Below are 14,536 nucleotides of genomic sequence, written 5' to 3' on the forward strand. Positions count from 1 at the left end.
TTGGAGATGAAATTTCTTGTTACGGGGGCGGCTGGGTTTATTGGTTTTCATGTTAGCCAACGGCTATTGGCATTAGGCCATGACGTGGTAGGAATTGATAACCTTAATGATTATTATGATATCAATTTGAAGCTGGCACGGCTTAAGTTAATTGAAAATCACCCTCAATTTAAATTTTTTAAATTGGAGCTGGTCGATCGGGATAATATCGCCAGGTTATTTGCTGAACAGCATTTCCAACGCGTTATACATTTAGCGGCTCAGGCAGGGGTACGCTATTCATTAGACAATCCCCATGCTTATGCCGACTCGAATCTGACCGGGCATTTAAATATTCTGGAAGGGTGCCGCCGCCATAACATTGAACATTTGCTTTATGCTTCTTCAAGCTCTGTATATGGGTTAAACCGTAAACTGCCTTTTTCTACAGATGATAGCGTGGACCATCCAATTTCGCTGTATGCGGCAACAAAGAAAGCGAATGAGCTAATGTCCCATACTTATTCCCATTTGTTTAATCTACCTACTACGGGATTGCGTTTTTTTACCGTATATGGCCCCTGGGGGCGACCTGATATGGCATTATTTAAATTTACTAAAGCCATAGTAGAAGGGCGTAGTATTGACGTATATAACCACGGTGATATGCGGAGAGATTTTACTTATATTGATGATATTGTCGAATCAATAATTCGTTTGCAAAGTGTCATTCCTGCGGCTAATTCGTCATGGACAGTAGAAACAGGAACACCGGCAACCAGTTCTGCACCTTATGTCGTTTATAATATAGGTAATAGTTCCCCTGTACGTTTGATGGAGTATATTGAAGCCATTGAGAAAGCGTTGGGGAAAACTGCGCAAAAAAATCTGTTACCAATGCAACCAGGGGATGTAATGGAAACCAGTGCGGATACTTCTGCATTGTATAACGTTATTGGTTTTAAACCCCATACGTCTGTAATTGATGGTGTACAGAAATTTGTTGATTGGTATCGGGAGTTTTACCGATAACAGCAGATTGGTAATTAGGCATCAGGCGTTAGGAAAAAGGGGACTTAGTTCCTCTTTTTATTTGGCTAGGCTATGGTGAATAACTCAAATTTACTCATCTGATAAAACGATAAAAATGATATATTTAAATTGTATTATTTCTATTGTAACTATTAGTTAATTTCAATGACATAAGCTTAAAAAGTAGATTTATATTCATCCAGGATATTGGTGAACTTATATCAAAATAATAATTAGTTACTGACCTGAAAAAAATAAAGCCTCCATAATATGGAGGCTTTATTCAAAGGGGAAAGCTTAAATTACATCAGAAAATCGTCCAGAGATTTACCTTGTTCTTCAATAGCTTTCTTGATAACGGCTGGTGTACGACCCTGGCCAGTCCAGGTTTTTAATTCGCCGTTCTCATCAGTAAACTGATATTTTGCAGGACGTGCAGCACGCTTAGATTTACCCGTGACTTTAGTTGCAGAAAGAGATTGAAGTAATTCATTTGGGTCAATACCGTCGGCAATCAACATTTCACGATATTGTTGTAATTTACGAGTGCGTTCTTGAATTTCAGCCTGATTTGCCTGATCTTCTTCACGGCGCTCTTTGACCACTACTTCCATTTTATCTAACATTTCTTCTAAAGTCTCAAGAGAGCACTCTCTGGCTTGAGCACGCAAAGTACGGATGTTGTTAAGGACTTTTAATGCTTCGCTCATTGTATCGTTCTCAAATTAATTATGGATTGAAATTTTGTTTAATAATAAAGCGCTAATTTAAATTCTGCAATAGGGTATTACGTAAATAAAGTTAATTTATTTATAAACGATAGTCAAATATTGATAATAACTGCCGGTTAATAGGATGGAAAACACATTTTGTGTGGTTATAAAAAAAATCCTGCCATATCTGATTAAAAGCCAGCGAGTAGGTTTATTTGTCTTACTAAATAGAGGTAATGAGTTATATGTGTTTATTACTGTTCTTATGTGTTAGCTTTTCTTACTATTATCTGCGTAAAGTCCTTCAATAACGTGTTGTAAAAAGGGAGTGACAATAATCTACAATACTTTTTGATGGCTATTTTATCTTGCGCAACTACATGCATTATTATTGTTATGTTCTATAACGCTGGTTTAGCGCACCATATAGCGTAACAATGGAGGCTGATTTTTATATCAAATATATTTATATCGATGAGTGATTTTTATGTTTTGCAAACAAATGATTCACCACTAAATCATTATAAACTCAAAAATAATTAGCTGAAAAATAGTCTTCACACAGGTTACAAGCGTTTCATTTGGCACTTTAATAACGAATGAAACCAGAGTAACAGCCCGACCATAATCAAGGATAATGATAATAAATTCATATAAATATAGAGTGTAATTAACATCACCAATAAGCATGCTGGAATGACTATCCGATTAACCATTCCAAACTAATCGTGCGATATCGCTGGTAAAAACGTGTTCATTGTATATCAAAATAGTATCTAATGAATCTGTCTTATGCGTAGGTGTATTTTTAGCGGATGTATATGTATTAATTAGAATTGAACACGACTGGAGTATGCTGTAGCCATTCGTATACTACTTAATAACAGATAAGCACTTTTTTAATATTATTCATGTTCTTTGGGCTATGTATATGCTGTTTAAGCTTTGCTCGTGGGTTGTCCTGCGGGCAGCGTTCAAGGTTAAAATGGTTTTTCCTGATTAGGTATTCTGGTTTCAGAATGGCTAAGCCAGCAGTTTGGAGCACTTGAGTTGTTCTAAAGGAAGGATAAGAGAAATACCGTTTCTATAGCGTTTAAACGAATTATAAGCAGTTCTACGCGGATGATTGATATAACGGTGGGTATGTATCAGATATAAAAAAGCCGCCTGTTAAGGCGGCTTTGAAGGGGATAACTAAAAGTTACTTTTTAGTTTTTTTGGCTGGTGTTTTGGCTTTGGTTTCAACAACAGGTTGCTGCTGTTCTTCAACGTAGCTACGCCCATAGTAAGTATCCAGCAAAATAGTTTTCAGTTCAGAGATTAACGGATAACGTGGGTTTGCACCGGTACATTGATCGTCAAACGCATCTTCAGATAACTTGTCAATTTTTGCCAGGAAATCAGCTTCAGGAACACCCGCTTCACGAATAGATGCCGGGATATCCAGTTCTTTTTTAATTTCATCTAACCAATTCAACAGTTTTTCAATTTTGGCGCCGGTACGGTCACCAGGGGCTGATAAACCTAAGTGGTCAGCAATTTCTGCATACTGACGGCGAGATTGCGGACGATCGTATTGGCTAAATGCAGTTTGTTTCGTTGGGTTGTCATTTGCGTTATAGCGAATAACGTTACAGATTAACAACGCATTAGCTAAACCGTGTGGCAAATGGAATTCCGAACCTAATTTATGGGCCATGGAGTGGCACACACCCAGGAAGGCGTTAGCAAAGGCAATACCGGCAATAGTGGCGGCATTATGTACACGCTCGCGAGCAACCGGATTTTTGGCACCTTCTTTATAGCTAACCGGCAGATATTCTTTGAGCAATTTCAATGCCTGTAGAGCCTGCCCGTCAGTATATTCGTTAGCCAGAACAGATACATAAGCTTCTAATGCGTGGGTTACCGCATCCAGACCACCAAAAGCACAAAGTGATTTAGGCATGTTCATTACCAGGTTGGCATCAACAATGGCCATATCAGGCGTTAATGCATAATCAGCCAATGGGTATTTCATGCCGGTAGCATCATCGGTTACAACCGCAAACGGTGTTACTTCTGAACCTGTACCTGATGTAGTTGTTATTGCAATCATCTTGGCTTTAACACCCATTTTCGGGAATTTATAGATACGCTTGCGAATATCCATAAATCTTAATGCCAGCTCTTCAAAGTGTGTTTCCGGATGCTCGTACATAACCCACATGATTTTAGCCGCATCCATTGGTGAGCCACCGCCTAATGCGATAACCACATCAGGTTTAAAGGAGTGCATTTGTTCCGCCCCTTTGCGCACGATACTGAGGGTAGGATCCGCTTCAACTTCGAAGAAAACTTCAGTTTCAACGCCATACTGTTTTAGTACATTGGTGATTTGATCGGCATAGCCGTTATTGAATAAGAAACGGTCAGTAACGATAAAGGCACGTTTGGCACCATCGGTCGCAACTTCTTCTAAAGCAATGGGCAATGAACCACGACGGAAGTAAATTGATTTAGGAAGTTTATGCCATAACATATTTTCTGCTCGCTTAGCCACAGTCTTCTTATTGATAAGATGTTTTGGTCCTACGTTCTCAGAAATTGAGTTGCCGCCCCATGAACCACAACCTAAAGTCAGTGATGGTGCCAGTTTAAAGTTATACAGGTCACCGATACCACCCTGAGAGGTTGGGGTATTAATCAGAATACGGGCTGTTTTCATCTTATCGCCGAAGTAAGCAATACGTTCACCCTGATTGTCCTGATCGGTATAAAGGCCTGACGTATGACCGATACCACCCATAGCAACCAGTTTTTCTGCTTTTTCTACGGCATCTTCAAAGTTTTTGGCACGATACATTGCCAACATTGGGGAAAGTTTTTCATGAGCAAAAGGTTCTGATTCATCAACTTGGCTAACTTCACCAATCAATACTTTGGTTGTAGCAGGAACAGTTACGCCAGCCATTTCTGCAATTTTCACCGCAGGTTGACCTACGATAGCCGCATTGATAGCGCCATTTTTCAGGATGATACCCTGTACGGCTTTTAATTCCTGGCCTTTCAGCATGTAACCGCCATGAGAAGCGAAACGTTCACGCACGGAATCATAAATTTTATCAACGACGATAACAGACTGTTCAGACGCACAGATAACACCGTTATCGAAGGTTTTAGACATCAGGATTGAGGCGACAGCGCGCTTAATGTCAGCGGTTTCATCAATAACAACAGGAGAGTTACCGGCACCTACACCAATAGCTGGTTTACCAGAGCTGTAAGCCGCCTTAACCATACCCGGACCACCGGTAGCAAGAATCAGGTTGATATCCGGGTGATGCATTAACTGGTTCGATAATTCCACGCTTGGTACATCAATCCAACCGATAATATCTTTTGGTGCTCCGGCTTCAATTGCAGCTTGCAGAACGATGTTTGCTGCTTCATTTGTCGCGTTTTTAGCACGTGGATGTGGAGAGAAGATAATACCGTTGCGGGTTTTCAGGCTGATAAGTGCTTTAAAAATAGCGGTAGATGTTGGGTTAGTGGTGGGAACAATACCACAGATAATACCGGTAGGTTCAGCAATAGTGATGGTACCAAAAGTTTCGTCTTCTTCCAGAATACCGCAGGTTTTCTCATCTTTGTATTTGTTGTAAATGTATTCGGAAGCAAAGTGGTTTTTGATTACTTTATCTTCCACAATACCCATGCCGGATTCTTCTACTGCCATTTTTGCCAGAGGAATACGCGCATTTGCTGCTGCTAAAGCGGCCGCTCTGAATATCTTATCGACTTGTTCTTGAGTATAATTAGCATACTCACGTTGAGCTTTTTTCACTCGTGCAACAAGCGCGTTAAGTTCAGTGGTGTTACTTACGGTCATGGTGACTCTCCTAAGATTGATAAATTTTTTTAGTGAGTAAGTCGCGATGCAAGTATTAAGTATAGTGAAAGCTCTGTTGTCTCAATACGATTTACTTACTGAAAAAATCTAATCTAACTTATTGTTATAACTAAATTTAATTTTACCGGTAAATAATAAAGATGTTGCAAATGTCTGGATGTTTAGTACCTGTAATACAGCTTACCTATTCAGAGTGATCTATATTGTGATTAATGTCACACAAATGGCGTGCTGACACCTTTCAGCGGGCTGTTTTGTTACAGATTTGTCCATCAGGAAACCAGGCATTACATTTATATGTTATTCATTTGCTATAGTAAGGGTATATCTCTGCATTTTTCTATAACTGGGTGTTGTGTCCGGTTTTTAACGCTAGACCCTAAAAGATAACTCTATTACATTAAGCACCGTTTAAATTTGAGCTGCGGTCTATTACATAGGGAGTCCACAATGGGCCATGCCATGTTGGATTTATCAGGATACATTAAGTTCCTTGTTGGTATGTTTGCATTAGTTAATCCGGTAGGTATTCTTCCGGTCTTTATTAGTATGACGAATTATCAGTCGCCGGCTGCCAGAGATAAGACCAATCTAACGGCTAATTTATCCGTAGCCATTATATTGTGGTGTTCACTGTTTTTAGGTGATGCGATATTGCATCTGTTTGGTATTTCAATTGACTCCTTCCGTATTGCAGGCGGTATTCTTATTGTGACCATCGCTATGTCGATGATTAGCGGTAAGCTGGGGGAAGATAAACAGAACAAGCAAGAAAAAACTGAAACCGCGATTCGCGATAACGTTGGCGTTGTACCACTGGCGCTTCCACTAATGGCAGGGCCGGGGGCCATCAGTTCGACTATTGTCTGGAGCACCCGATATAACACCTGGATGGATTACCTGGGCTTCTTTATTGCGATTGCTTTCTTCTCATTTTGCTGTTGGTTGCTATTCCGTGCTGCGCCTTTGTTAGTGCGTTTACTGGGCCAAACGGGTATTAACGTAGTAACACGTATTATGGGGCTATTGCTGATGTCGTTGGGAATTGAGTTCATCATTACAGGGATTAAAGTTTCTTTCCCTGGGTTATTGAACTAAAGGCGTTCAATAGTGAGAAGATAACAAAAAGCCCCGCAATTTGGACTGCACCTCAAAAGTTGGATACCAACTGAGTAAGGTGCAGTTTTTTATGACTAAAGATGTAAATGGTGCGGACTACTCTTTCCAGAGAATATGGCAGAACTTATGGTTTTTCTCCCGGCTGATAAGGATCCGGGCAAAAATATCATCAACTTCGTCTTCTTCATTCGTTAAACCGATAATAACTTCAGCAAAGAAATCCGGATTTAAATCAAAGTCTACATGTTCCAGCCACTCGTCAGAAGGGTCGTGCAGCTCTGCAGCTCCGCGATCTTCAAATTGCAGGTTGAACAGAATGACATCTGCCGGGTCAAGATTGTCAGAAGCCAGTTCTAAAAAAATATCGTAAGCCTGATCCAATGTTTCGTCTTCATCCAACCGGTTGTCTAAATCAAAATCTGCTATGTCCATCGGGCGCTCATCAAAGAGAATATTTAAATGTTGTGGTTATAGTAATGGACTAAAGAAATAAAATAAACGTTCGATTATTCGATTCCACATTGGCCGGATTGCCCACTCTTCCGGATTGAGAAGTGTTGAACGGGCGATATAGTCTTCCTGTACACAAGCCAAATCTTCAGCAAATGCCCGATCGTCAACGGTGACTGTTACTTCAAAATTTAACCACAAACTACGAATATCTAGATTTACTGTACCTACCAGACTGAGCTGGTCGTCAACTAAAACACTTTTGGTATGAAGTAATCCGCCGTCAAACTGGTATATTTTTACACCTGCCTCAAGAAGCTCTGAGAAAAATGAACGGCTGGCCCAGCCAACCATTAATGAATCATTTTTCTTCGGAACAATAATGTTAACGTCGATGCCTCTTTGAGCCGCTGTACAGATGGCATGTAGTAAATCATCGCTGGGAACCAGATAAGGGGTGGTCATAATCAAACGCTTTCTGGCGGAATAGACGGAAGTTAGCAAAGCCTGATGGATCATCTCCTCAGGAAAACCCGGGCCAGAGGCGATAACTTGTACCGTATGACCATCTTCTTCTTCAAAAGGTAGAATGGTTGCATCGGGGGCCTGAGGAAGCTGGCGTTTACCGGTTTCTATCTCCCAGTCGCAGGCATAAATAAGCCCCAGCATTGTTGCGGCAGGGCCCTGAATTCTCGCCATGAGATCAATCCATTGACCAACGCCGGAACCTTGCTTAAAGAAGCGGGGATCAACCATATTCATACTGCCAGTGTAGGCAATATTATTATCAATAATGACGATTTTACGGTGTTGGCGTAAATCCATGCGGCGCAAAAATACCCGCAACACATTAACTTTTAATGCTTCAACCAGTTCAATACCGGCGTTTTTCATTAGCTCAGGGTAGGGGGTTCGGAAAAAATGCATACTCCCGGCAGAATCGAGCATGACCCGGCAATGTACCCCCCGGCGGGCCGCAGCCATAAGCGCTTCGGCAACATTATCTACCTGACCACCGCTTTGCCAGATGTAAAACACCATCTCAATACTATTTTTAGCCAAATCAATATCGTGAATCAGTGACTTTATGGTGTCTTCACTGGTGGTTAACAGCTGTAGCTGATTACCTCTGACGGCAGGAACGCCGTGGCGGTGGGCGCAGAGTTGGAACAATGGTTCTGATACCGGGCTAATGTGTGTGGCAAAAATATTTTGGCAGTTTTTTAACTCCCCTAACCAGGTTGCAGTCGATGGCCACATCTCTTTGGCTCGTTCTGCACGTCGTTTACCGAGGTGAAGTTCCCCAAACAGGAGGTAAGCAACAATACCGACCAGAGGAAGGATATAGATAACCAGTAACCAGGCCATGGCAGACGGGACAGAACGCCGCTTCATCAGTACCCGGAGCGTAACACCCGCTATCAGTAACCAGTAACCTAATACCAGTAACCAGCTCAATACAGTATAGAAAGTGGTCATCGGAAATTTGTTATCCTGTTTGCTTTAAAAATAGAGAGTTGAGTTTACGCAGAGTTGCGAAAAGGTAAAACTCTTCTTTGAAGTCTATTATAGATTTTGTTACTTATTTTTTGATTTATTCATTCAAAAGAAAAAATTACCTGAGTTACAATCAACACACCTTACCGTTGTTTGAATATACCTTGGTCATTATGCACAGATCCAGAACTGAAGTTGGACGCTGGCGCATGTTGCGGCAGGCACAACGCCGACGCCATCGCTGGCTGGAAGGTCAATCTCGCAGAAACAGCAGAATTCACCACATCAGAACAGAGAAACAGCTGGGGCGACAACAACGCTCTTTGCTCTATGCAAATATCCACGGAGGGTAATAACACAGGCGGTTAATGTGTTAGTTGGGGTTCCCTGATATTGAATGGAGAGAACCCCGACAGTATTAAAACACACGCTTAAATGGTTTTACCGTTACTTTTTGATAAACACCTGCATCAACATAAGGGTCTTTATCAGCCCACGCTTTAGCTTCTGCCAGAGTAGTAAATTCAGCAATAATAACTGAACCAGAAAAACCAGCGGTTCCCGGGTCTTCACTGTCAGCAACAGGATTTGGACCTGCGACGACTAAACGATCTTCATCTTTCAGCGATTGTAAACGAGCCAGATGAGCAGGGCGAGCGGCGAGACGCTGCTCTAAAGAGCCAGGTACATCTTCAGCATAAATCAGATATAGCACGGTATTATTCCTCGATGTTATTGTCACATTTGTCGGGCGATTAGGAAGATGATTTTACATGATTTATTACTCTGAATTACAGATATTATCACCAGTGTGATAAATGAAAAGATGCAGACTATCTTCTGGCAAATTGCTACACTTGAAACATCAATATATTAAATTGATATTGAATCTCATTACCATTTTCATTTAGAATTCCCCCATTCCAGAACAGTGAAGTGGTTCCTTTTGAAAAAATTCTTTCTGGCGCGTCGTTTTTCCTGGCCGCTTACCTTTTCAGTCTGTCTACATACATCGCTTATCGGTGGGTTGGTATTCGCCTCGATAAAAGATCAGATTGAAATTCCCGCACCAGATGATTCGGCTCCGATGAATGTTGTCATGGTTAATCCAGCGATGTTTGCCACTCCGGCAGAAGTAGCGGAGCAAAGTAGCCCGGCACAACAGCCAATGCCCGCACCAGAACCCGAGCCGGAAGAGGCTAAACCCGAACCAATTCCTGAGCCACCGCCGGTGGAAAAACCTAAATCTGTTGAAATAGAAAAACCGAAGCCCAAACCGGTTGAAGAGCCGAAAAAACAGCCCAAAAAAGGTCCTAAACCGAAAAGAGAACCGGTAAAGGAACGCGCTGAACAGGCGCCGGTAGAAAAGCCGGCGACAGCACCGATTACGACCACCAATACCAGCACGGTTGCCAGTGGTCCTGTCGCTTCTGTTAGCGGAGCTGCGCCGGCCACAGGGTCGAAGATATTGAAACAGGTAGAACCTGCATACCCTAAACAGGCATTCGATCGCCGTATTGAAGGGCAGGTTGAGATTATGTTTGATATTGATGAAGATGGACGTATCGAGAATGTACGCATTCTGTCAGCTACGCCACCAAGGATGTTTGATCGGGATGTGAGAGCCGCGTTGAAAAAATGGCGCTATACCCCCGTTGTTGTTAAAGATAAAAAACTGACGATTATCTTTAAAATTGATGGAGGGGCCCAAATCCGCTAACGATTATGGATAGGTTGAACAAATAAAACAGGGTCGCTAATGCGACCCTGTTTTATTATTGAATTATTAACTTCAGCTAACATGAAATCAATCAAATGAAAGATTTCTTTTGTTGTCTGGCAGTGAACGAGAAGTGCCTAAATCATTAACTGCCACATAGGTAAAGATTGCTTCGGTAACGCAATAGCGTTGTCCAATTGGTTCAGAAGAGACTTTCTTAACCCAGACTTCCATATTCACCGTGATAGAGCTGCGGCCAGTGCGAATACAGTGTGCATAGCAACAAACTACATCACCGACAGTAACCGGTTTTAAGAAGGTAATGGCATCGACGGCAACCGTTACAACACGTCCACGGGCAAGTTCTTTAGCCAGAATAGCACCACCAATATCCATTTGTGACATGATCCAACCACCAAAGATATCACCATTAGCGTTGGTATCTGCTGGCATTGCCAGAGTCCGGAGAACCAGCTCTCCACGAGGAGTACGATCTTGTTTGCTCATAATGTGTTTCTGACAGTATTTGTTATAAGTGAAAGATAATGGCTTATCCGTTAAGCCTCAATTCAATTGCCGATATTATTTTTACCGCTCCCGGTGTCACACATAATGGGAGCAATAAAAATAAGCATTTAATTATGGGTTATATCATGATTCGCTGATGAAAAAACCTAATCGTGCTTGTCGCTGACCGGTGGGTTTTTCTGTTCGTCAGGAATATGGCGGTAGATATAGATGCCGCTAAGTAATGTAAATACGAGGGTTAGCCCGGTCAGTCCGAACACTTTAAAGTTCATCCAGACATCCATGGACAGCCAAAATGCAACGTAAATATTGATAAGGCCACAGGCGAGGAAGAACAGTGCCCAGGCTATATTCAGCTTTGACCATACCTGTTCTGGTAGTGTGATCTCTTTGCCAAGCATACTTTTGATTAATAATTTTTTTAGCACAAACTGACTGAAAATTAACCCTAGGGAAAACAGGGTATAGATAGCCGTCACTTTCCATTTTATAAAGTCAGGAGAGTGGAAAATAATAGTTAAAGTGCCAAAAATGACCACCATGACAAAGGTCACGATCATCATTTTTTCTACTTTACGATATTTTATCAGGCTGTAAATGACAGCCAGCGCCGTTGCGACAATCAGTGCGCCGGAGGCGATAAATATGTCGTAGAGTTTGTAAAATGTGAAAAATACAATTAAGGGCAGAAAATCAAGAAACTGCTTCATAGCTCTTTCCATTGGTCAGCAAGCTGCTGACTATACCGGATTTGGCGACAGGTTTACACTACCGCCAAAGTAACAAATAACTACTTATCGTCTAAAAAGCGGATTAGGGCAGAGGTATCACAGCGGCCCAGTCCACGTTGTTGTAATTCAGCATAGGCTTCATCAATCTGTTTAGCAAAAGGAAGTTTAGCCCCATTACGTTTAGCTTCATCAAAGCAGAAACCAAGATCTTTACGAATCCAGTCGATAGCAAAACCAAAATCAAATTTGTTTTCACCCATTGTCTCTGCACGATTTTCTAACTGCCATGAGCTACCTGAGCCCATTTTTACTACATCGCGCACGGTTTTGACATCCAACCCGGCTTTTTGTGCAAAACGTACTGCTTCAGATACACCAGCCAGAACACCTGCAATACAAAGCTGGTTAGCCATTTTGCACAGTTGACCACAGCCGCTCTCGCCGACCAGTGTTACTGCTTTACCGTAGATTTTCAAAACATTTTCAGCGCGTTTGAAGATAGCCTCATCGCCACCGCACATAACGGTGAGGGCCGCATTTTCTGCACCGGCTTGTCCTCCGGAGACTGGTGCATCAAGGAAATCGAATCCAGACTCTTTTGCTGCCTGATAAAGTTCACGCGCTAAATCTGCCGATGCTGTAGTGTGATCGATGAGAATCACACCGCTGTTTGCGCCGGCAAAAATACCTTTATCACCGTAATAGACGGAGCGAACATCATCATCATTACCAACGCAGGTCATAACCATATCGGCCCCAACAGCCGCTTCACGCGGAGTAAGTGCAACTTTTCCACCGTACTCTTTTACCCATTGTTCTGCTTTTGCTGTAGTACGGTTATAAACTGTAACGTCATGCCCGGCTTTTATTAAGTGACGCGCCATTGGGTAGCCCATCACACCTAAACCCACGAAACTAATCTTAGCCATTTATACTCCCGTTATTATTAATAAGTTTCGGACAAGCTATCCTAGTCTTTTTAATCTCAGGGTAAAAGTGGCAAAAACAACCAATTGGTATAAGAGTTGTATTAAACGGGAAGAATAAGTAACAAACTACACTGTTATTCCCCGCCAGCTAAGGCATTATGTTGTATGATTATTGCGAAAGTTTCGGCAGAGCGTCTGATTAAGGTGGCCGGCGGTAGAGGATAAATATGTTTTCAAGAGTATTTTTAAAATGGATGCCCGGGTTACAGAATTTATTGGCTTACGATAAAAGCTGGCTAACAGCCGATATCCGTGCCGGATTATCGGTTGCTGCGGTGGCATTACCGGTAGCAATTGCCTATGCAGAGCTGGCAAACGTAGGCGCTATTGTTGGTCTTTATTCTTGTATTTTACCCATGATAGCTTATGCCTTCTTTGGTTCCTCTCGTCAGTTAATTGTAGGGCCGGATGCGACAACCTGTGCCGTTATTGCGGCGGTTGTTACCCCATTAGCGGCGGGTAACAGTGAGATGCAGTGGCAGTTAACTATCATCATGACTCTGGTGATGGGGGGATGGTGTATTCTGGCGAGTAAGTTCAGGCTGGGTGCGCTGGCAGATTTACTTTCTCAGCCTATTCTGACCGGGTTACTAAATGGTGTTGCTGTCACCATTATGGTGGGACAGATTGCTAAAATTCTTGGCATTCACATTAGTGCTAATCAGTTGATTGAAAAAATCATAGCCATACCATTCCAGATCATAGATAGCCATTTGCCAACTTTGGGCATCTCAGCATTAACCTTGTTGCTATTAATCGGGACTAAAAAGTTTCGCAGCCAGTGGCCTGCGCCTTTGATCGCTATTGTTGTGACGACGGCATTAGTGTGGGGCATGGATATTCAACAATATGGCGTAGAAACCATTGGCAGTGCCGGATTTGATTCCGGTTTACCGATGGTTAACTGGAACCATTTCCAACCGGGCCTGATGCGGGAACTGTTTATTCCGGCACTCAACCTGGCATTAATTAGCTTCGTTAGCTTAATGTTAACTGCTCGCAGTTTTGCCGCTAAAAATGGCTACGATATTGATGCCGATGCGGAATTTAGAGCCTTAGGAATTGCGAATATCATGTCGGCGGTATCGCAAGGATTTGCTATCAGTGGAGCTGACTCCCGTACTGCGGTTAATGATGCAAATGGTGGAAAAAGCCAGCTGGTATCTATTATTGCCGCGTTGGTGATTGCTCTGGTGGTTTTATTTTTGACTAAACCTCTGCAGTTTATTCCCGTTTCCGCTCTTGGTGTGGTTCTGGTTTATGCCGCCTGGTCATTAATGGATTTACGCGGTATCTGGAATCTTCGTAGACGCAATCGGCAGGCATTTAATCTGGCGATTTTCACTTTTGCCTGTGTGTTATTGATAGGGGTTATTCAGGGTATAGGGTTAGCTGTACTGTTAGGGCTATTGCAGTTTTTACGCACGGTATTTCGCCCAACAGAACAATTACTTGGCGTTAATGAAGATGGAATGATTCACTCATTGGGAAATACCACAACGGTTAAAGCGGTTCCTGGCGTGATGATGTACCGGTTTAACTCACCATTAACCTATTTCAACGTTGCTTACTTTAAACGGCGTATCTTAAATTTGGTGGATAGCACGCCATTTCAGCCCCGTTGGGTAGTGATTGATGCCGTAGCTAGTTTTACTTATGCGGATATCAGTGTATTAGCATCTATTGATGAACTGAAGCGAGATCTAAAGCTACGCCAGATTAAACTGGTACTGGCCGGGCGGAGAACAGAGCTTACCCGTTGGTTTAAGGATAATCGACCGGCAATGAAGGAGGAGGAGATCCTGTTAGTTCCCGATCTCTATCTGGCACTTAAGCTGATTCAGAGTAAAGAAAGCGCACATGCTTCAGAAGAATCTTCTTAAGAT

General features: G+C 42.3%; 13 protein-coding genes. 5 read left to right on the plus strand and 8 right to left on the minus strand.

Features of this window, described 5'->3' with window-relative positions; all coding sequences use genetic code 11:
* Positions 1 to 6 precede the first annotated feature (6 nt).
* On the plus strand, positions 7 to 1,011 hold the full coding sequence (locus tag LPW36_RS08655) for an NAD-dependent epimerase (protein WP_230609281.1): 1,005 nt from the start codon (positions 7 to 9) through the stop codon (positions 1,009 to 1,011).
* 302 nt (positions 1,012 to 1,313) lie between these two features.
* On the opposite strand, the gene hns is transcribed toward LPW36_RS08655, so the two are convergent.
* Together hns and adhE are read right to left on the minus strand one after the other, a co-directional pair.
* Positions 1,314 to 1,721 (minus strand): histone-like nucleoid-structuring protein H-NS, encoded by a 408-nt coding sequence (hns, locus tag LPW36_RS08660; protein WP_230609285.1) that lies wholly within the window; start codon positions 1,719 to 1,721, stop codon positions 1,314 to 1,316.
* A gap of 1,204 nt (positions 1,722 to 2,925) precedes the next feature.
* The gene (gene adhE, locus LPW36_RS08665; RefSeq protein ID WP_230609287.1) at positions 2,926 to 5,595 is read right to left on the minus strand and encodes a bifunctional acetaldehyde-CoA/alcohol dehydrogenase; all 2,670 of its coding nucleotides are present in this window, start codon (positions 5,593 to 5,595) and stop codon (positions 2,926 to 2,928) included.
* 471 nt (positions 5,596 to 6,066) lie between these two features.
* Here adhE and LPW36_RS08670 point away from each other — a divergent pair, with 471 nt between their 5' ends.
* Positions 6,067 to 6,714, plus strand: coding sequence for a YchE family NAAT transporter (locus LPW36_RS08670; protein ID WP_230609288.1), 648 nt, complete (start codon positions 6,067 to 6,069; stop codon positions 6,712 to 6,714).
* Between the two features lie 117 nt (positions 6,715 to 6,831).
* Here the strand turns inward: LPW36_RS08670 and LPW36_RS08675 are convergent, their stop codons facing one another.
* Both LPW36_RS08675 and cls read right to left on the minus strand, forming a co-directional pair.
* Complete coding sequence (locus LPW36_RS08675; protein ID WP_108899207.1) at positions 6,832 to 7,167, minus strand: HI1450 family dsDNA-mimic protein; 336 nt, start codon at positions 7,165 to 7,167, stop codon at positions 6,832 to 6,834.
* Positions 7,168 to 7,203: 36 nt separating this feature from the next.
* Entirely contained in the window at positions 7,204 to 8,664 is a 1,461-nt protein-coding gene (cls, locus tag LPW36_RS08680) for a cardiolipin synthase (protein WP_230609289.1), read from the minus strand.
* A 191-nt stretch (positions 8,665 to 8,855) separates the two neighbouring features.
* Here cls and LPW36_RS08685 point away from each other — a divergent pair, with 191 nt between their 5' ends.
* Positions 8,856 to 9,035 carry a YciY family protein gene (locus LPW36_RS08685; RefSeq protein WP_230609290.1) on the plus strand — a complete coding sequence of 60 codons (180 nt, stop codon included), beginning with the start codon at positions 8,856 to 8,858 and terminating at the stop codon, positions 9,033 to 9,035.
* Between the two features lie 65 nt (positions 9,036 to 9,100).
* Here the strand turns inward: LPW36_RS08685 and LPW36_RS08690 are convergent, their stop codons facing one another.
* Positions 9,101 to 9,397, minus strand: coding sequence for a YciI family protein (locus tag LPW36_RS08690; RefSeq protein WP_230609291.1), 297 nt, complete (start codon positions 9,395 to 9,397; stop codon positions 9,101 to 9,103).
* 231 nt (positions 9,398 to 9,628) lie between these two features.
* Here LPW36_RS08690 and LPW36_RS08695 point away from each other — a divergent pair, with 231 nt between their 5' ends.
* Positions 9,629 to 10,402, plus strand: coding sequence for a TonB family protein (locus LPW36_RS08695; protein WP_230609293.1), 774 nt, complete (start codon positions 9,629 to 9,631; stop codon positions 10,400 to 10,402).
* 87 nt (positions 10,403 to 10,489) lie between these two features.
* On the opposite strand, the gene yciA is transcribed toward LPW36_RS08695, so the two are convergent.
* From yciA to LPW36_RS08710, 3 genes are all read right to left on the minus strand, one after another.
* Entirely contained in the window at positions 10,490 to 10,909 is a 420-nt protein-coding gene (gene yciA, locus LPW36_RS08700; RefSeq protein WP_130591043.1) for an acyl-CoA thioester hydrolase YciA, read from the minus strand.
* A gap of 167 nt (positions 10,910 to 11,076) precedes the next feature.
* A complete protein-coding gene (locus LPW36_RS08705) occupies positions 11,077 to 11,640 on the minus strand; it encodes a septation protein A (RefSeq protein WP_230609295.1) in 564 nt (187 codons plus the stop codon).
* A gap of 80 nt (positions 11,641 to 11,720) precedes the next feature.
* Positions 11,721 to 12,590, minus strand: a complete 870-nt coding sequence (locus tag LPW36_RS08710) for an NAD(P)-dependent oxidoreductase (protein WP_230609297.1) — start codon at positions 12,588 to 12,590, stop codon at positions 11,721 to 11,723.
* 227 nt (positions 12,591 to 12,817) lie between these two features.
* Between LPW36_RS08710 and LPW36_RS08715 the strand changes: the two genes are divergently transcribed.
* Positions 12,818 to 14,533 (plus strand): SulP family inorganic anion transporter, encoded by a 1,716-nt coding sequence (locus LPW36_RS08715; RefSeq protein WP_230609299.1) that lies wholly within the window; start codon positions 12,818 to 12,820, stop codon positions 14,531 to 14,533.
* The last annotated feature ends 3 nt before the right edge of the window (positions 14,534 to 14,536 follow it).

The sequence above is a fragment of the Limnobaculum eriocheiris genome, assembly GCF_021010575.1.
GTDB lineage: Bacteria > Pseudomonadota > Gammaproteobacteria > Enterobacterales > Enterobacteriaceae > Limnobaculum > Limnobaculum eriocheiris.